Source organism: Pseudomonas sp. CFBP 8771 (genome assembly GCF_014841695.1).
GTDB classification, from domain to species: Bacteria; Pseudomonadota; Gammaproteobacteria; order Pseudomonadales; family Pseudomonadaceae; genus Aquipseudomonas; species Aquipseudomonas baltica.
The window spans coordinates 86,927-103,089 of the sequence record NZ_JACYUJ010000007.1; the positions used below are offsets into that span (position 1 = coordinate 86,927).

Consider the following 16,163-nt stretch of genomic DNA (forward strand, 5'->3'; position numbering starts at 1 on the left):
CATGGCCACTGCCTGGAGGGCAGCGGCCGGTCGAGCCGCAGGCGTCAATCGTCTGCCTGTTGCTCTTCGCCCTCGCCTTCGCGTCGGCTCATGCCGTACTTGCGCATCTTCTCCACCAGGGTGGTACGGCGGATGCGCAGACGTTCCGCGGCGCGCGCGACGATGCCATTGGCATCGTCCAGCGCCTGCTGGATCAAACCCTGTTCCAATCCGCCCAGGTAGTCCTTGAGGTCGAGCCCCTCGGGCGGCAGCATGGCGCTGGAAGCGAAGTCGGGCGTATGGCCGTTGATTGCCACACGCTCTTCCAGATCGCTGCGCAGGCTGTCGACCAATTGCTCGTCCTCGTCGTCGACGTAGCGAAATTTCTTCGGCAACTCGACCACGCCAATCACACCATACGGATGCATGATCGCCATCCGCTCGACCAGATTGGCCAATTCACGCACGTTGCCCGGCCAGCCATGGCGGCAGAGCGACATGATGGCTGCCGAGTTGAAGCGGATCGACCCACGCTTTTCATGCTCCATGCGCGAGATCAGCTCGTTCATCAGCAGCGGGATGTCTTCCACGCGCTCGCGCAGCGGGGCCATCTCGATGGGGAACACGTTGAGGCGGTAATACAGGTCTTCACGGAACGTGCCGACCTCGATCATGCTTTCCAGATTCTTGTGCGTGGCCGCAATGATGCGCACATCGATGCTCTGGGTCTTGTTGCTGCCCACGCGCTCGAATGTCCGTTCCTGTAACACTCGCAGCAGTTTGACCTGCATCGGCAACGGCATGTCGCCGATTTCGTCGAGGAACAGGGTACCGCCGTTGGCCAACTCGAAGCGGCCGGCGCGGCTGGTGATCGCGCCGGTGAAGGCGCCCTTCTCGTGACCGAACAGCTCGCTTTCGAGCAACTCGGCCGGAATCGCGCCACAGTTCACCGGCACAAACGGCGCATCGCGACGCTTGGAATGGTAGTGCAGGTTGCGCGCGACCACTTCCTTGCCGGTACCTGACTCGCCGAGGATGAGTACGCTGGCATCGGTATCGGCCACTTGCTGCATCATCTGGCGCACATGCTGGATGGCGCGGCTGGTGCCCACCAGGCTGCGGAACAGGTTGGGTTCGCGCTGACGGCCGCGCTCGCGGGCCTGGTCGTACATCTCGCGATAGACCTGGGCACGGTGCAGCGAATCGAGCAGCTTGCTGTAGCTGGGCGGCATCTCCAGGTGCGACAGCACGCGACGACGCAGGTCGTCGGGCAGCTCGACGGCACCTGGCTCGCCCAGCAGCAGCACCGGCAGGAACTCGTCCCAGTTGGCGAGCGTCTTCAGCAGGCCGGCAAGGTTGCCCGAAGACACCTCCCCCACCAGGACGCAGAGCACCTCGCGGCTGGACGACAGCGCGTCGACCGACATCTGCCAGTCAGCGCTGCCACAGGCCAGGTTCTCTTCGCCAAGAAAGTTCAGGATGACCGCCAGATCCCGGCGGCGAACGCTATCGTCATCGATCAGCAGAATTTTGGTTTCACGCCACATGCAATAGCAACTTCCCTAGTCAACTCGAAGCCCGAAAGGGCGCTTTCGACGTTTTTGGCCATGGTTTCAGCTAACAGACGCCAGACGAATCGTAACAGCCACTAGTAAAGGCAAAAAAATCGACTTAGTCAAATTTATGGCGCAATGGCTGTCAGCGGAACAGATGGTAAACCTTTGCAGCGTTCTTCGCTTGGGTGAACTGTGACATTTCGTCGACAACTGACTGACGCGCTAATCGAGTGACGTTGAGTAATTGACGGTAGACCTCGAGCAGATCCTCAAGGTGACTGCGCAATTGCACTGGGTCTTCCGGGACTTCCTGCAATACGCTGTCGACACAAGCCCGGCATTCGATGTCCAGAACGCCGATCGCGTCCCAATCGCCTGCCTGCATGGCGTCTACCAAGGCGTGGCGAGTCTGCTGAATCCGCTGTAGTGCACTCATGGCAAACTCCTCAGGCCGGCTGTGCCGATTCGTGGCTGGCGATGGCGTCCCAACCGCTCTTGACGGTGATCATCAGCCGGGCGACTTCGTCGATCAACTGCGGATCATTCTTGATGTTCGCTTCGGTCAGGCGACCGGACATGTAGGCGTAAAGGTCGTCGAGGTCCTTGATGGATTGCGACTCGCCGGCCTTGCTTGGATCCAGCCCCTGGCGCAGGCCACCAATGATGGCCACGGCCTTGCCGAGCATCTCGCCCTTCTGCGACACCTGACCACGGCTCAGCGCACCCTTGGCCTGGGCCATGCGATCGAGACTGCCCTGCATCAGCATCTGCACCAGCCGATGCGGCGTGGCTTCGGATGTCTGGGCATGGGAATCGACCTTCTGGTATTGGCTCAGCGCTCTCATGGCGTTCATTGTGGCGGACCTCGTAACACATGATTTGATGTTGTATCGCTTGGTTACTATGTCGTCGCGGTTGGGGAAAACTTTAGTGAGCCTGATGGAATATGCAAAGTAACGTGGTATCAGGTAACGAACGCCGTCGATCTGGAAGCATTCGTGCAAATGACGGATAAGCAAAGGCCCGGCATAGACCGGGCCCCGTGATTGGCACTTTTTCGTCAATCGCTGTCGGCTTTGTTCAGCGCGTTGAGCGTGGTCATGATGCTCTTGCTGGTGGCATTGAGTTGCGCGACGAGGGTGTCCATGGCGGTGTACTTGGCATTCAAGGTGTCCGTCAGGTTCTTGATCCGGCGATCCAGGGCCTGCTGTTGCTCGGTCAATTTGGTCAGCGTGCCGGAGAGCGAATCCGAACGCGAGGCGAGAATGCCGCCCTTCACCGCATAGGAGTCGGTCGCGGTGGTCATACGCGAAAGCAGACCGTCCTTACCGGTGAACATGTCCTGGATGGCTGCCACGTTGGCGGGATCGGCCATGGCCGTGTTCCATTTGGCGTCATCCATTGCCAGCAGACCGGTCTTCTGGTCGGTGTTGATGCCGAACTGCGACAGGGTCAGCTTGCTCGAGCCCGAGGAGGTGACCAGCTCGTTGCGCATCGACTGGATCAGGTGGCGCACGGTGGAGTCACCGGTCAGCCCTCCCCCACTGGTCGTGCCGTCGGCCCCGGTGCTGACCTTGGTCAGGGTGTTGAGCTGGGTCATCAGCGCGTTGTAGGCATCGACGAAGCCAGTGGTGGCTTTTTTCAGGGTGTCAGTGTTGGTGCTGACCGAGATGGTCGTCTTGGCGGCCCCTGCTTCCAACAGTTTGATTGACACGCCGCTGATAGCCGCGGCGACCGTATTGGTCGACGACTCCATCTCGATGCCGTCGATCTTGTACGTCGCATTGGTGGGCTCGTTCACAGTGGTGGAGGCAGTCAGCTTGTCGAGGCCGCTGCCCGCATCGGCGGTCATGGAAATCTCGGTACCCTTCCCGGTGGTCGACGAACTCAGGACCAGGCGCGAGCCACTGGCGTCGGTCAGGATGTTGGCACTGATACCGCGACCGACCAGCTGGGTGTTGATGAGATCGCGGGTCTGCGCCAACGTCGCACCCGCCGGAATGCTGATCTTGCTGTCTTTGAATGACTGAGTGATCGTCAAGGTCTGGGCGGAAGACGTAGCATTGACCACGGCTGCGCTCTTGTCGGCGTAGACGCCGGAAGAAATCTTCGAGGAAGTCGCCAGGGTCGTTACTTCAAGCGAGTACGTACCGTCGGAGGCGGAATCGGTCACGGTCACCGAAGCCGCCTTGTCGTTGGACGAGGCACCGGTCAAGCCGCTGAACGCCGAGGCCTTGTTCATTGCCGCGACGGCGGCCCGATAGGTTTCCAGCGAGCTCTTGACGGTGCCAACGGCGGTCAAGGTGGTGGTGGTGGTCAGCGTCTGGGTATCGATCTGCTTTTGCTTGGGCGCTTTCTCGGCATTCACCAGGGCCTTGACGATGGCATCGGTATCGATACCCGTGCCCACGCCGCTGGACTTGATCGCGCCGCTGGTGCTTGAGGTGGTGGTGCTTGAAGTACTGGCAGTCGTGGTGGCGGCGGTGGTGCCGGTAGTGGAGGAAACAGTAGCCATCGGTATCTCCTAGAATCGAGTCAGGCGTGTTTTTGACGGATACCGCCCCAAGCACACCCAGCTACATTTTTCGTGCCAGCTCAGATGGTCGCGTCGAGCAGACCGCTGCGACCGTCTGCCAGGCTCTGCGCCAACTTGAGCGCGGCCTCGGTTGGCAACTGACGAATGATTTCACCGCTGTCCGTAGCGATGACCTTGACCACGACGGCATGCGTCGAGTCGTCGATGGAGAATTCCAGGTTGCGCTGTGCGGTATTCACATGCGCCTGGAGGTCCTTCACCGCTTGTTCCAATTCGGCCCGCTCGGGAGTCACCGACTCGACCGCGGGTTCATCCTGCTTGACCTGCCGGGCAGGCAGGGAGGCGGCGCTCGCTGGCGCTGACGTGGCGGCAAGAGGCAATCTTGCAGTAACGCTCATGTCCATGTTTGATCACCCCGAAAATCAAAAAACGGAAGGGCGCGTGGGCACCCTTCCGTCAGTCAGCCAGGGGCCGTATTACTGAAGCAGCTTCAGTACGGACGATGGCAGCTGGTTGGCCTGGGACAGGATCGCGGTGGATGCCTGCTGCAGGGTTTGCTGCTTGGTCAGCTCGGCGGTTTCCGAAGCGAAGTCGGCGTCCTGGATACGGCTACGAGCGGCCGACGAGTTCTCGGAGATGCTCTGCAGGTTCGACACAGTGCTGTCGAAACGGTTTTGCACCGCACCCAGGTCGGCGCGCTGGGCGTCGATGTTGGAGATGGCCTTGTCCAGTGCAGCGATTGCGTTCTGAGCGTTGAATGCAGTGGTGATGTCGGTTTCGCTGACCGAGGTGAGCTCGGAGGCCTTGCTGGACGAAGCACCGGCAGTACCGGTGGCGAACAGGCCGGTAACACCTACACCAGCGACCGAGTAGCCTTTGGACGAATCAAGCGAGACAGCACCGGTGGCGATGAAGGTGTCTGCAACGCCTACCGCAGTGCCTGGAGTACCGCTAGCGTCTTTGGTAGCTACCGTCACGTTCGCAGCAGCGGCGGCGGCACCGGTGACGGTGGTATCAACGCCGAACACGATATTTTCACCGGTGTCGGATTTGACCGACAGCGTGCCTGCCTTGCTGTCGTAGTTGACACTGATACCCAGTTTCGCCGCGTTCGAGTTCAACTGATCGGCAAGCGAGGCGGTATCGGTCACGCCAACCATGCTGACGGTTTCGCTGCTGCCGACCTTCATAGTGAAGGTTGCCGGAGCGGCTGCGGCACCTGCGCCTACGACGAAAGATGCCTCGGTGCTTGCCTTGGCGGTCAGACCGGGTACTGAACCGTTAAGCTGGCTGGCGATAGTCTTGGCTGACGCTTTGGCGTCGATGGTCACATCTTTGGTCTCACCCCCGCCTGTAACCTTGACTGCACCACCTGCAACCCCGGCAGCCGACACGGCTACACCGATACTCTTGACCTGCTGCGAACCGATAGCGTTGGCAGACACATCGCCCAACGTGACGTTGATGGTTTCGTTGGCATTGGCGCCGATCTGGAAGGCGGTGGAACCGAACGAGCCGTCGACCAGGTTGCGACCACCAAAGGTGGTGGTGTTGGCGATACGGGTCAGCTCGGAAGTCAGCTGGGTGTACTCGGACTGCAGCGAAGTCCGGTCATCGCCGCTGTTCGAACCGTTCGCCGACTGCAGGGCCAGTTCACGCATACGCTGCAGGATGTTGGTGGATTCCTGCATCGCGCCTTCAGCGGTCTGGGCGATGGAGATACCGTCGTTGGCGTTCTTCACTGCGACCGACAGGCCGTTGATCTGGCTGGTCAGACGGTTGGAGATCTGCAGGCCGGCGGCGTCGTCCTTGGCGCTGTTGATTTTCAGGCCCGAGGAAAGACGGGTCATCGAGGTGCTCAGCGCATCGGAAGCCTTGTTCAGGTTTTTCTGAACGGTCAAGGAAGCGGTGTTGGTGTTTACGGATAAGGCCATGACAAATTCCTCGGGGTTGTTAGCTGTGGCTTCCGGCCCTGGCGAGCGCCGGGTGTGGCCTAGAGAACCTTCGTAGTAGTTATCGTCGGTTCAGCGCTTTGCTTGAGGGCGATTGCAATGTTTTTTCGCCTTCAAGCCGCTGTAGCCGGAAAAAGCAAGCGTTGGCTTGATCTCTCTTGATAACTGTTTCGTCCGAGGAAGGGGGAACTTGAGGGGAATGGACAGCGATAGCGCGAATTTCTGGCGTCAACGGATCAACGGTAGCAGTGACCCGAATCGCGTCACGGTTGCCGCCGTGTGCATGCAAGAGCGCGGCGAGCCCGGACGCGGCTTGCGCCGCTGCTACAGGGGATTGCGGTATCTGTAGCAGCGGCGCAAGCCGCGTCGGCGGGCAACGCCGCATTTTTAGCAGCGGCGCAAGCCGCGTCGGCGGGCAACGTGGTATCCGCAGCAGCAGCTCAAGCCGCGTCAACGGACAACGCCGCATTTGTAGCAGCGGCGCAAGCCGCGTCTGGGGGCAACGCGGTGGATCAGGGGCGGTAGATGAGCGCCGAGCCCCAGGACAGGCCGACACCGAAGCCGCTCAGGGCAACGCGCTTCCAGGCGGAGTCGAGAATGTGCTTTTCCAGCAGTAGCGGGATACTGCTGGACACCGTGTTGCCGGTTTCGACCATGTCCTTGATGAACTTCTCCGGCTCTTCCTCGAAACGCCGGGCTACCGCATCGACGATCGCCGCACTGCCCTGGTGGATGCAGTAGGCGTCGACGTCGGCGCTGGTCAGGCCCGACTCATCGAGCAATTCGTGCAGATGCGCCGGGACTTTCAGCAGAGCGAAGTTGAACACCTGCCGACCGTTCATGAAAAACACGCCATCGGTGACCTTCAGGTGTGGGGCGCCGGAACCATCGGTACCGAACTTGGCCTTGCCCAGCTGCCAGGGCGCGTCCTCGCCCATCCAGGTGGCGGTGGCCGCGTCGCCGAACAGCATGGTGGTGTTGCGATCCTCGGGGTCGACGATCTTGGAGTACGGGTCGGCGGTGATCAGCAGGCCGTTCTTCAAGCCAGCCGCTTCCATGAAGCCCTTGAGCGCATAGATGCCGTACACATAGCCCGAGCAACCCAGGCTGATGTCGAACGCCGCAACGTTGGTCGACAGGCCGAGCTTGTCCTGAACGATAGCTGCGGTGTGTGGCAGGCCCTCCTCGTCCCCGTTCTGGGTGACGACGATCAAGGCGTCGATGGACTCGCGGGACAGCTGCGGATTGCTGGCGAACAAGGCGTTGGCCGCTTCCACGCAGAGGTCGGAGGTTTCCTGGTCGTCGGACTTGCGCGGCAGGAAGGCCGAACCGATCTTGCCGATGATGAAATCTTCATCCTTGGCGAATTTGGCACCTTGGGCGTAGTTGTCCAGGCCTTCGGCAGGCACGTAACTCGCGATGCTTTTTATGCCAATCATTGTGGCTTCCCAATACAAAGGTAGCTGGAGGCCATTACGCGGAGCGTTTGCGCAATGCCATCGAAAAGGGTGTCAGGCGGCGTCGGCCCAGGTAAGACGGCGCCACTGCTGCCAGAAACGAAGCAGCTGCAGGCCGCTGATTCAGCGGCCCGGCAATACATAAGTGTGAAGATGCACGATTCGACCCATTGGTCACACAGGTATTGTGCCATAGGCGGTAGGAAATGGCGCGCGGTGGGGTCGTGCGAGACGGGGCCTGCGCCCCGCAGATCAGAGTTTGTTGAACAGACTCAGCTGGGAGATCTTCGCGAAGGCCAGCTGCGAAGCCTGCAGCATGGTCTGTTGCAGACTCAAGGTCACCGATGCGGTGGCAAAGTCGGTGTCGGAAATCGCCGACTGCGTGCTCTTGTTGGCCAACGCCAGGCTGACGTTCTCGTCGTTCTGGATAGCCAGCGAGTTGAGCCGCGCACCGATCTGCCCACGAGAGATGTCGATGTTCTCGTTGGCGCTGGCCAGGTTGCCCAACGCCGAGTCGGTGGCGTTCTTCAATGCCAGCGCGGATCTGGCGTCGGTCACCGGTAGCTCAAGGGCTGACTTGAGCTGATGCAGCGTATCCAGCACGTTCTGGGTCTTGTGGCTGTTCGCGTTGACACTGAAGCTGTCGCCCGCGCCAGCCTGGCCCGAAACATTGAAGGTCACCCCCGCCGCCGTGATCGAGCTGCCAGCGGCACCGACAACCACTGCACCCTTGCCGATGGCTTGGCTGGAATCGGTCAGTGGTTGGGCGTAGACCTCGTACTCGCTGTCGCTGGTGAACTTGATCACCGCCCCGCCAGCCGGGAAAGCTGCGGAATAGCGATCGGCATCGGTCACGTTCGCGCTGGTCAGCTGCGCCGTGGAGGTGTTGGCCGCGTTGCGCGTCGAACTGATGCTGTCCGGCTTGCTGCCCAGGCTGAACGTGCGCCCTGCCATGTCGGCATCGGCAACGGTGCCCAGCGCGCTCTGCTTGGCCGCCACGTCGATGTCGAACTCCACACCGTACAGGCTGATAGTGGTACCACCGTCGGCCTTCGGGTCAAAGGTGCCGTTGCCAGTGACCTGCGAGGTCACATCCTGGTTCTTGCTGTTGGTGAGGGTGAACTGGGTGCTGCTGGTGAACGTCAGCTTGTACGGCTGGCCGTCGGTGAACGCCTTGTTGTAGGTGGTCAGCGATTCGAGGCGGCCATCGGACACGGTCAGCAGGCCGTCGTCCACCACCGGTGCGGTCATGGTGGTTTGCGTACGGCTGGTGTTCACCGCTGTTTCCAGGATGCCGTAACCGGTGTCGTTGGTCGCCAGTTGCAGGGTATCGGACACCTGCAGGCTGAGCTGGGTCTGGTCGCCCTGGTAGGTATAGCTGCCGTCGCTGTTCTGCACATAAGGCGGCGTGCTGGTCTTGGATCCGGAGAACATGTACTGGCCGTTGGCATCCTTGGTGTTGAGCAGGCCAAGGACGTTTTTCTCGATCTCGCCGATTTCGCTGGCAATCGAGGTGCGGTCGGCATCGCTCAGGCCGCCGTTACCGGCCTGAATCGTCAATTCCTGGGCCCGCTGCAAGGCCGTAGTGATGCTGTCGAGCACACTCTCTTCCTGGGTCAGCGAGTTGGTAACGCTGGTCATGTTGCCGCTGTACTGGGTCAGCAAGCTGCTCTGCTGCTGCAGTTGCAACAGTTTGGCGGCACCGACCGGGTCGTCTCCGGCACTCTGGATGCGATTGCCCGAGCTGATCTGCGCCTGGGTCTTGGCGGTGTCCGAGAAATTCTTGGAATAGCCGGTCGCGCTGGTCTCGAAATACTGAGAAGTGGAAATTCGCATGGTCGACTATTCCTTAGAGGGCGTTGATCAGGACGCTGAATGTTTCCTGCGCAGCCTTGATGATCTGCGAGGACGCCGTGTAGTACTGCTGGAACTTCACCAGGGAGGCGGCTTCGTCGTCCAGATTGACACCCGATACCGAGTCGCGGTTGGTCTTGGCCTGGGTCAGCACCGCACCGGTGGCCTTGGTGTCGACGGTGGCCTGGCTGGCCTTGGCGCCAACCCGCTCCACAAGCGATGCGTAGGCACTGGTGAAGCTCATGCCGGGGTTGCCCGCCGTGGCGCCAACCGTGGCCTTGGTCTGCAACGCCAGCAATTGCGTGGCATTGCGGTTGTCGGACTTGCCATCGGCGTTGAACGACACGGTGTAGCTGTCGTTGACCGCAGGGGTGCCGCCCACGGTGGTGTCGAAACTGAAGGTGAGCTGCTTGCCGTCGGCGCCGTTGACGGGCTTGCCGTCGGCACCTACCACCGGCACGGTCAGGCTCAGGTTGTTGCTCTGGCCAGGCACGATGGTACCGCTGCCAATACTGGTGCCTGACGCGTTGAACAGACTGTAGCTCTGCGCACCGTCGGTGGTCTTGCCGAACACCAGCTTGACCGGCGACGAGGTTTCGATGCCGCTCTGCAACTGGCTCAGGGCCGTGCCACTGTAGATGTCCAGCTTGCTGCCCAGCACCGGCTGGGTGAAGGTGCCGGTGCCCGAGTTGCCGACGGTCGCCGTGCCGGTGAGCGGCGCGGCAAAAGCCAGCTTGTTCGAATCGGTGAGTGTGGTGGTGATAGCGCTCGCGCCGCTGCGCGTCGGTGTGACGACGAAGCTGTCGCCGCTGGCAACCTTGCCGTTCAGGCCCAGGGTGACACCGTCGATCACGGGTGCAGGATTGCTGCCCAGGTCGAAGCTGCCCATCGAGGTGCCGTCCGAACGGGTCACGCTGTAGGCGGTGGTGCTGCTGAACTTGACGTTGTAGTCGTAGATGCTCAGCTTGCTGGAGTCGGCAACGGTAACGCTCAGGTTGCCCGAACCTGCGCTGTTGGTGGACGCCGCCAGGCTGCGGTTGGCCGTGGCGGTGGCGCTGTTGATGCTGGCGAATACCGACGAACCGAAGTCACCGTTGAGGTCGATACCCTTGCCCAACTGGCCGTTCAAGGTGTCGCTCACGACAATGGCGGTGCGCCCCAGCTCGTTGATTGCCGGGTTCAGCGCATCGCTGCGAAAGCGCAGCAGGCCGCCGATCTCGCCGCCGGTGGTGACCGAAGTCACGTCGGTGCTGTAGCCCTGATACTGGATGGTCAGGCCATACTGGCTCTTGTCGGCCACACCGGGTGTGGCCACCAGCGAATTGGCCGAGCTGCCGGTCACCAGCGACTGCCCCGAGCCCAGGTAGACGTCGTAGTTGCCGTCACGCTGCTGCACGCTCACACCGACCAGCTCGTTGAGCTGGCGAACGTTTTCGTTGCGCGCATCGAGCAGGCTGTTGGGCGTGGAACCGGTGCCCGACATCTCGGTGATCTGCCGGTTGAGTTCGGCGATGTTGCCACTCAGCTTGTTGACCTGGCCGGTCAGGGTGGTCAACGACGCATTGATGCTGTCGTTCTGCTGGCTGAACTGCGACGAAATCGAATTGAAGCGATTGCTCAGGGTTTGCGCCTGGGTCAGCAGCAGTTGCCGCGACGAGGTATCGCTCGGGTTCGCCGCTGCGGTCTGCACGGCGGAAAAGAAGCTGCTGAGCACGGCGCTGATACCCGTGCTGCCATCGGACAGCAGTTTGTCGATGCTGTTGATCTGGGTGCTGTACGCGCTCGCGTCGTTGCTCAACGCAGTGCTGGTCTGCAGTTGGGTATCCATATAGCTGCTGTAGATACGGCGCACGTCGGAGATCGTGGTGCCGGTGCCCAGATAGCCCACGCCGATGTTCTGCAAGCCACTGGCAGTGTTCACCACCGACTGCCGGGAATAGCCCGCAGTCGCGACGTTGGCGATGTTGTTACCGGTGGTCGCCAGGGATGCCTGGCTGGACGCCAGACCGGACAGCCCAATGGAGATCAGATTCGACATGGGTTCAAACCTTATAGATTCGTGGTAGCGCTGGTGCTGCTGCGAGCGTAGTTCTCATAGCCTTGCATCTGCTTGGCGATGGAAGAGATCTTGCTGGCGTAGTTCGGGTCGGTGGCGTAGCCGGCCTTCTGCAGTTCCTTGACGAATTGTTCGGGGTTGTCCGCGGACTTGACCACGCCCTGGTAGCGATCGTTGTTCTGTAACAGGCTGACCAGGTCGTGGAAGCTGTCTTCGTACGAGGTGTATGAGCGGAAATCGGCGGTTTCCTTGACCATCTGGCCGTCGCGGAATTCGCTGGTGATCGCGCGGGCGTTCTCGCCTTTCCAGTTGCCGGTGGCCTTGATGCCGAACAGGTTGTGGCTGCTGCTGCCGTCGTCGGCGCGCATGATCGATTTGCCCCAGCCGGTTTCCAGCGCCGCCTGGGCGACCAGCACCTTGGGGTCGACACCGATGCGAGCAGCGGCTTTTTCGGCCATCGGCAGCATGGTCGCGATGAACTCGTCGGACGAGGCGAACGCGCGCTTGGCCGGGGCCAGGGGCGGCTGGGCGACGCTCTTCGCCAGGCTGCTGCCCTCGACCGCAGCGCCACTGCGCACGGTCTTGGCCAGGCTGTTGAGCGGTGCATCGGCCGCAACGTTGATGAGGTTCTTGCTGCCGCTGGCTGCCCCTGCTTCGGTGGCCGCCGACGGCACGATGCCGGCCACCAGACGGTCGGCAAGCTTGCTGGGCAACGACAGCCGACGCTGGTTGAGCAAGGCCATGTCGTTGTGGCCGACGCTGCCGGCGGCCTTGGCATCGGCCGAGGCGTCGCGAGTGGCACCCAGCGGCTTGTTCAAGCTGTTGTCGGCATGGGCGAACGGGTTCGCGCCGGCACGGGCCACGCCCTTGGTCTTGGACAACTGGCGCATGAGCACGTCCTGCAGGCCGATACCGCCACCTTCCTTGGAGAGGGTCACGGACAGCTGCTGGTCGTACATCGACTGGTACTGCTTGGTGGTTTCGGTGTTCAGCGGGTTGTCCTTGGCCAACACGTCATTTGCCGAACGCATGGACTTGAGCATTTCACCGAGGAACAGCGACTCGAATTCCTGGGCCACCTTGCGCAGGTTGGCCTCGCTGTCGCGATCCCCGACTTTCAACGAGCTCAGGCGATTGAGGTCTGTGTAAGCCCCCGAATCCCGTGTTCCCGATACTCCACCATTCGGCATTTCCATCAGCTGTTACCTCAAATCACGATCAGGTCGGCCTGCAATGCGCCGGCCTGTTTCAGGGCTTCGAGAATGGCCATCAAGTCACCGGGCGCTGCCCCCACCTGGTTGACCGCGCGGACGATCTCGTCGAGCGTGGTGCCAGGGCCAAACTTGAACATCGGTTTGGCTTCCTGCTGGGCGCTGACCCGCGAACGTGGCACCACCGCCGTTTCGCCACCGGACAAAGGCCCTGGCTGGCTGACGATCGGGTCTTCGGTAATGGTCACCGTCAGGCTGCCGTGGGTCACTGCCGCAGGCGATACCTTGACGTTCTGGCCAATCACGATGGTGCCGGTGCGCGAATTGATGATCACCTTGGCCACCGCCTGCCCTACGTCGACATCGAGGTTCTCGAGGATCGACAGGTAGTCCACGCGCTGGCTGGGGTCGACCGGAGCAGTGACGCGCACCGAGCCCCCGTCAATAGCCTGTGCAACTCCCGGGCCAAGAAGCTCGTTGATCTTGTCGACGATGTGCTTGGCGGTCGTGAAGTCCGAGCGGTTGAGGTTCAGCGTCAGGCTGTTGCCCTGATTGAAGCCACTGGGCACGGCACGCTCGACGCTGGCACCGCCAGGAATCCGTCCTGCCGACGGCACATTGACGGTGATTTTCGACCCGTCGCGGCCTTCGGCGTCAAAACCACCGACGACCAGGTTGCCTTGGGCGATGGCATAGACGTTGCCATCGATACCCTTGAGCGGGGTCATCAACAGGCTGCCACCGCGCAGGCTTTTCGAGTTGCCGATGGACGACACGGTGATATCGACCACCTGTCCCGGCTTGGCGAACGCCGGCAGGTCGGCATGGATCGACACGGCGGCAACGTTCTTGAGCTGCACGTTGCCCGAGCCCGGCGGCACCTTGATGCCGAACTGGGAGAGCATGTTGTTGAAGGTCTGCAGGGTGAATGGCGTCTGCGTGGTCTGGTCGCCGGTGCCATTGAGGCCCACGACCAGGCCATAGCCGATCAGCTGGTTGGTGCGCACGCCGGAAATGCTGGCGATGTCCTTGAGGCGCTCGGCCTGAACGCCGAACGCGGCGGACAACAGCAGGGCAGCGGCGATCAGGTGTTTGAAGTTGAGCATGGACGGGCGCACTCAGAAAGGAAACAGTGGACTGGCAAAGAACCGGTCGAACCAACCCGGCTGACTGGCCTCGGCAAACGAACCGGTGCCCGAATAGGTGATGCGCGCATCGGCTACCCGCGTCGAGGACACGGTGTTGTCGGTGGCGATGTCATCGGCGCGGACCAGACCGGAAATGCGCACCAGCTCTTCGCCGGTGTTGAGCGTCATCCACTTCTCCCCGCGAACCGAGATGATGCCGTTGGGCAGCACGTCGGCCACCGTGACCGTGACCGAACCGGTCAGGCTGTTGTTCTGCGCTGCCGCCGCGGTGCCGTTGGTGGCGCGAGTGCCGCTGTAGCCTGCATTGAGGCTCAGGTCGCCACTGCCCAGCGGGTTGTTGGTGTTCACACCCGCTCCGAACAGCGAGGTCAGGCCCAGGCTGTTGTTGCTGTCCTTGCCGACCTTGGAGTTGGCGCTCTTGCTGGCACTGGTCCGCTCGTTGAGGGTGATGGTGATGATATCGCCCACGCGGAACGCCTTGCGGTCGCTGTACAGGTTCTGCTCGAAGCCGGCCTGGTAGATCGAGCCATTGTTGGCGGCGGCAGGCATCGGAGTGCGCGGCAGCACCGGGGCGTAGTACGGGTCGTTGGGCTTGGCCGGCGGCGCGACGCAACCGGTCAGCAAGGCCATTCCACTCAGGGCAAGAACAATCGAGACACGACGCATGACACAGACCTCACGGTGTAGCCGGCGCACGCGGCGCCCAGGTAGCTTGGGGATTACGGATGGACCCGAATTACAGGTTCTGGGTCAGGTTCTGCAGCATCTGGTCGGCAGTGGAGATGACCTTGGAGTTCATCTCGTAGGCACGCTGGGTGGTGATCATGTTGACCAGCTCTTCCACAGTGCTCACGTTGGAGTTTTCCAGGGTGTTCTGCAGTACCGTACCGGCGCCGTTCAGGCCGGGCGTTGCCACTTGCGGCGCGCCGCTGGAGGCGGTTTCCAGGAACAGGTTGCCACCGATGGCCTGCAGGCCGGCCGGGTTGATGAAGTCGGCGGTCTGCAGGTTGCCGATCACCTGCGAAGCGGCGTTGCCGGCGGTGGTGATGGACACGGTGCCGTCGGTTCCTACAGTGAAAGTCTGCGCTTCGTTGGGAACGACGATGGCAGGTTCCAGCGCCAGGCCCTGGGCGGTGACGATCTGGCCGTCGGAGTTCAGGTGGAAGGTACCGTCACGCGTGTAGGAAACGGTGCCGTCAGGCTGCATCACCTGAAAGAAGCCGCGACCGTTGATAGCCATGTCGAGCGGCTGGTCGGTGGTCTGCAGGCTGCCGGCGGTGAAGTTCTTCTGGGTGCCGACAATGCGCACACCGGTACCGACCTGCAGGCCCGACGGCAGTTCGCTGTCCTGGGTCGACTGGGCACCGGGCTGACGTTTGATCTGGTAGAGCAGGTCCTGGAATTCGGCGCGATCGCGCTTGAAACCCGTGGTCGACACGTTCGCCAGGTTGTTGGAAATCGTGGTCAGGTTGGTGTCCTGAGCCTGGAGGCCGGTCTTGCTGACCCATAGTGCTGGAAGCATGTGTCTTCTCCTGGAGCGCCTGGTTTACGGCGCGATCGCTACGCTGGAATTAGATTTGCAAGACCCGGGCCATGGCCTCGTCGCCTTCTTTGGCGGTGCTCATCATCTTGATGTGCAGTTCGAACTGCTTGGAGAGCGCCAGCACGGAGGTCATTTCCTCGACCGCATTGACGTTGCTCGCTTCCAGGAAGCCGGACTCGACGCGGACCGCAGCGTCGGCAGGTGCCGGTTGGCCGCTGGAGGTGTGGATCAGACCGTCCAGGCCCTTGGTCAGGGTTTTCACGTCCGGATTGACCAGCTTGATGCGGTCGACCTGGGCCATGACGTTGGGGGCCTGCCCCAGACCACGAATACTGATGGTGCCGTCCATGCCGATTTCGATTTTCTCGTCGGGCGGCACGGCGATCGGACCGCCGTTGCCCATGACCGGCAAACCATTGCCGGCGCGCAGCACACCGAGCGCGTCGACGTTCATGCTGGCGGTGCGGACGTAGGCTTCGCCGCCGTCGGGTGTCTGTACGGCGATGAAGCCGTTGCCGCCCACCGCGACGTCCAGGTCCCGGCCGGTTTCCTGCAGCGCGCCGCCACTGAAATCGGTGGCCGGACGTTCGGTCAGGGCATAGGCCCGCGAAGGAAAGGTATCGCCGAACACCGGCATGGAACGCGCCTGTTCGAGGTCACGCTTGAAGCCGGTGGTGGAAATGTTGGCCAGGTTGTTGGCATGCGCCTTCTGCGCCAGCGCGTTCTGGCTGGCACCGGTCATTGCCACATAGAGCATCTTGTCCACAGTTGTCTCCCTCGACGGGCGAATGCCGTCTACTGCTGTACTGAGAGAGGTAGAGCAATATGCGGGCCAACTTTGCCAATACGGCTACAGCCCCTCTAGGACGGG

General features: G+C 61.7%; 14 protein-coding genes and 1 pseudogene. All 15 read right to left on the reverse strand.

Annotated elements, in window-relative coordinates; all coding sequences use genetic code 11:
• Positions 1–44 precede the first annotated feature (44 nt).
• Positions 45–1,526 (reverse strand): sigma-54 dependent transcriptional regulator, encoded by a 1,482-nt coding sequence (locus tag IFT80_RS17030; RefSeq protein WP_122475920.1) that lies wholly within the window; start codon positions 1,524–1,526, stop codon positions 45–47.
• 151 nt (positions 1,527–1,677) lie between these two features.
• Positions 1,678–1,971: a flagellar protein FliT gene (locus IFT80_RS17035; RefSeq protein WP_122475922.1), complete on the reverse strand. Its 294-nt coding sequence runs from the start codon at positions 1,969–1,971 to the stop codon at positions 1,678–1,680.
• Positions 1,972–1,981: 10 nt separating this feature from the next.
• Positions 1,982–2,389 carry a flagellar export chaperone FliS gene (gene fliS, locus IFT80_RS17040; protein WP_122475924.1) on the reverse strand — a complete coding sequence of 136 codons (408 nt, stop codon included), beginning with the start codon at positions 2,387–2,389 and terminating at the stop codon, positions 1,982–1,984.
• 206 nt (positions 2,390–2,595) lie between these two features.
• Positions 2,596–4,050, reverse strand: coding sequence for a flagellar filament capping protein FliD (gene fliD, locus IFT80_RS17045; protein WP_192137933.1), 1,455 nt, complete (start codon positions 4,048–4,050; stop codon positions 2,596–2,598).
• Between the two features lie 80 nt (positions 4,051–4,130).
• The gene (locus tag IFT80_RS17050) at positions 4,131–4,475 is read right to left on the reverse strand and encodes a flagellar protein FlaG (protein ID WP_122475927.1); all 345 of its coding nucleotides are present in this window, start codon (positions 4,473–4,475) and stop codon (positions 4,131–4,133) included.
• A gap of 72 nt (positions 4,476–4,547) precedes the next feature.
• The gene (locus IFT80_RS17055; RefSeq protein ID WP_122475929.1) at positions 4,548–6,005 is read right to left on the reverse strand and encodes a flagellin; all 1,458 of its coding nucleotides are present in this window, start codon (positions 6,003–6,005) and stop codon (positions 4,548–4,550) included.
• 530 nt (positions 6,006–6,535) lie between these two features.
• Positions 6,536–7,462 (reverse strand): ketoacyl-ACP synthase III, encoded by a 927-nt coding sequence (locus tag IFT80_RS17060; protein WP_122475930.1) that lies wholly within the window; start codon positions 7,460–7,462, stop codon positions 6,536–6,538.
• A 270-nt stretch (positions 7,463–7,732) separates the two neighbouring features.
• Positions 7,733–9,316: a flagellar hook-associated protein 3 gene (locus IFT80_RS17065; protein ID WP_192137934.1), complete on the reverse strand. Its 1,584-nt coding sequence runs from the start codon at positions 9,314–9,316 to the stop codon at positions 7,733–7,735.
• Between the two features lie 13 nt (positions 9,317–9,329).
• A complete protein-coding gene (gene flgK, locus IFT80_RS17070; RefSeq protein WP_122475934.1) occupies positions 9,330–11,372 on the reverse strand; it encodes a flagellar hook-associated protein FlgK in 2,043 nt (680 codons plus the stop codon).
• An 11-nt stretch (positions 11,373–11,383) separates the two neighbouring features.
• On the reverse strand, positions 11,384–12,076 hold the full coding sequence (gene flgJ, locus IFT80_RS21915; protein ID WP_446731002.1) for a flagellar assembly peptidoglycan hydrolase FlgJ: 693 nt from the start codon (positions 12,074–12,076) through the stop codon (positions 11,384–11,386).
• Positions 12,056–12,586: pseudogene (locus IFT80_RS21920) on the reverse strand (rod-binding protein); the annotation flags it as partial. The pseudogene IFT80_RS21920 and the gene flgJ, both read right to left, overlap by 21 nt.
• A gap of 11 nt (positions 12,587–12,597) precedes the next feature.
• Positions 12,598–13,707, reverse strand: a complete 1,110-nt coding sequence (locus IFT80_RS17080) for a flagellar basal body P-ring protein FlgI (RefSeq protein ID WP_122475937.1) — start codon at positions 13,705–13,707, stop codon at positions 12,598–12,600.
• Positions 13,708–13,719: 12 nt separating this feature from the next.
• Positions 13,720–14,415, reverse strand: coding sequence for a flagellar basal body L-ring protein FlgH (gene flgH, locus IFT80_RS17085; RefSeq protein WP_043186005.1), 696 nt, complete (start codon positions 14,413–14,415; stop codon positions 13,720–13,722).
• Positions 14,416–14,485: 70 nt separating this feature from the next.
• Entirely contained in the window at positions 14,486–15,271 is a 786-nt protein-coding gene (gene flgG / locus IFT80_RS17090; RefSeq protein WP_043186004.1) for a flagellar basal-body rod protein FlgG, read from the reverse strand.
• A 49-nt stretch (positions 15,272–15,320) separates the two neighbouring features.
• The gene (locus IFT80_RS17095) at positions 15,321–16,058 is read right to left on the reverse strand and encodes a flagellar basal body rod protein FlgF (RefSeq protein ID WP_122475939.1); all 738 of its coding nucleotides are present in this window, start codon (positions 16,056–16,058) and stop codon (positions 15,321–15,323) included.
• Positions 16,059–16,163 lie beyond the last annotated feature (105 nt).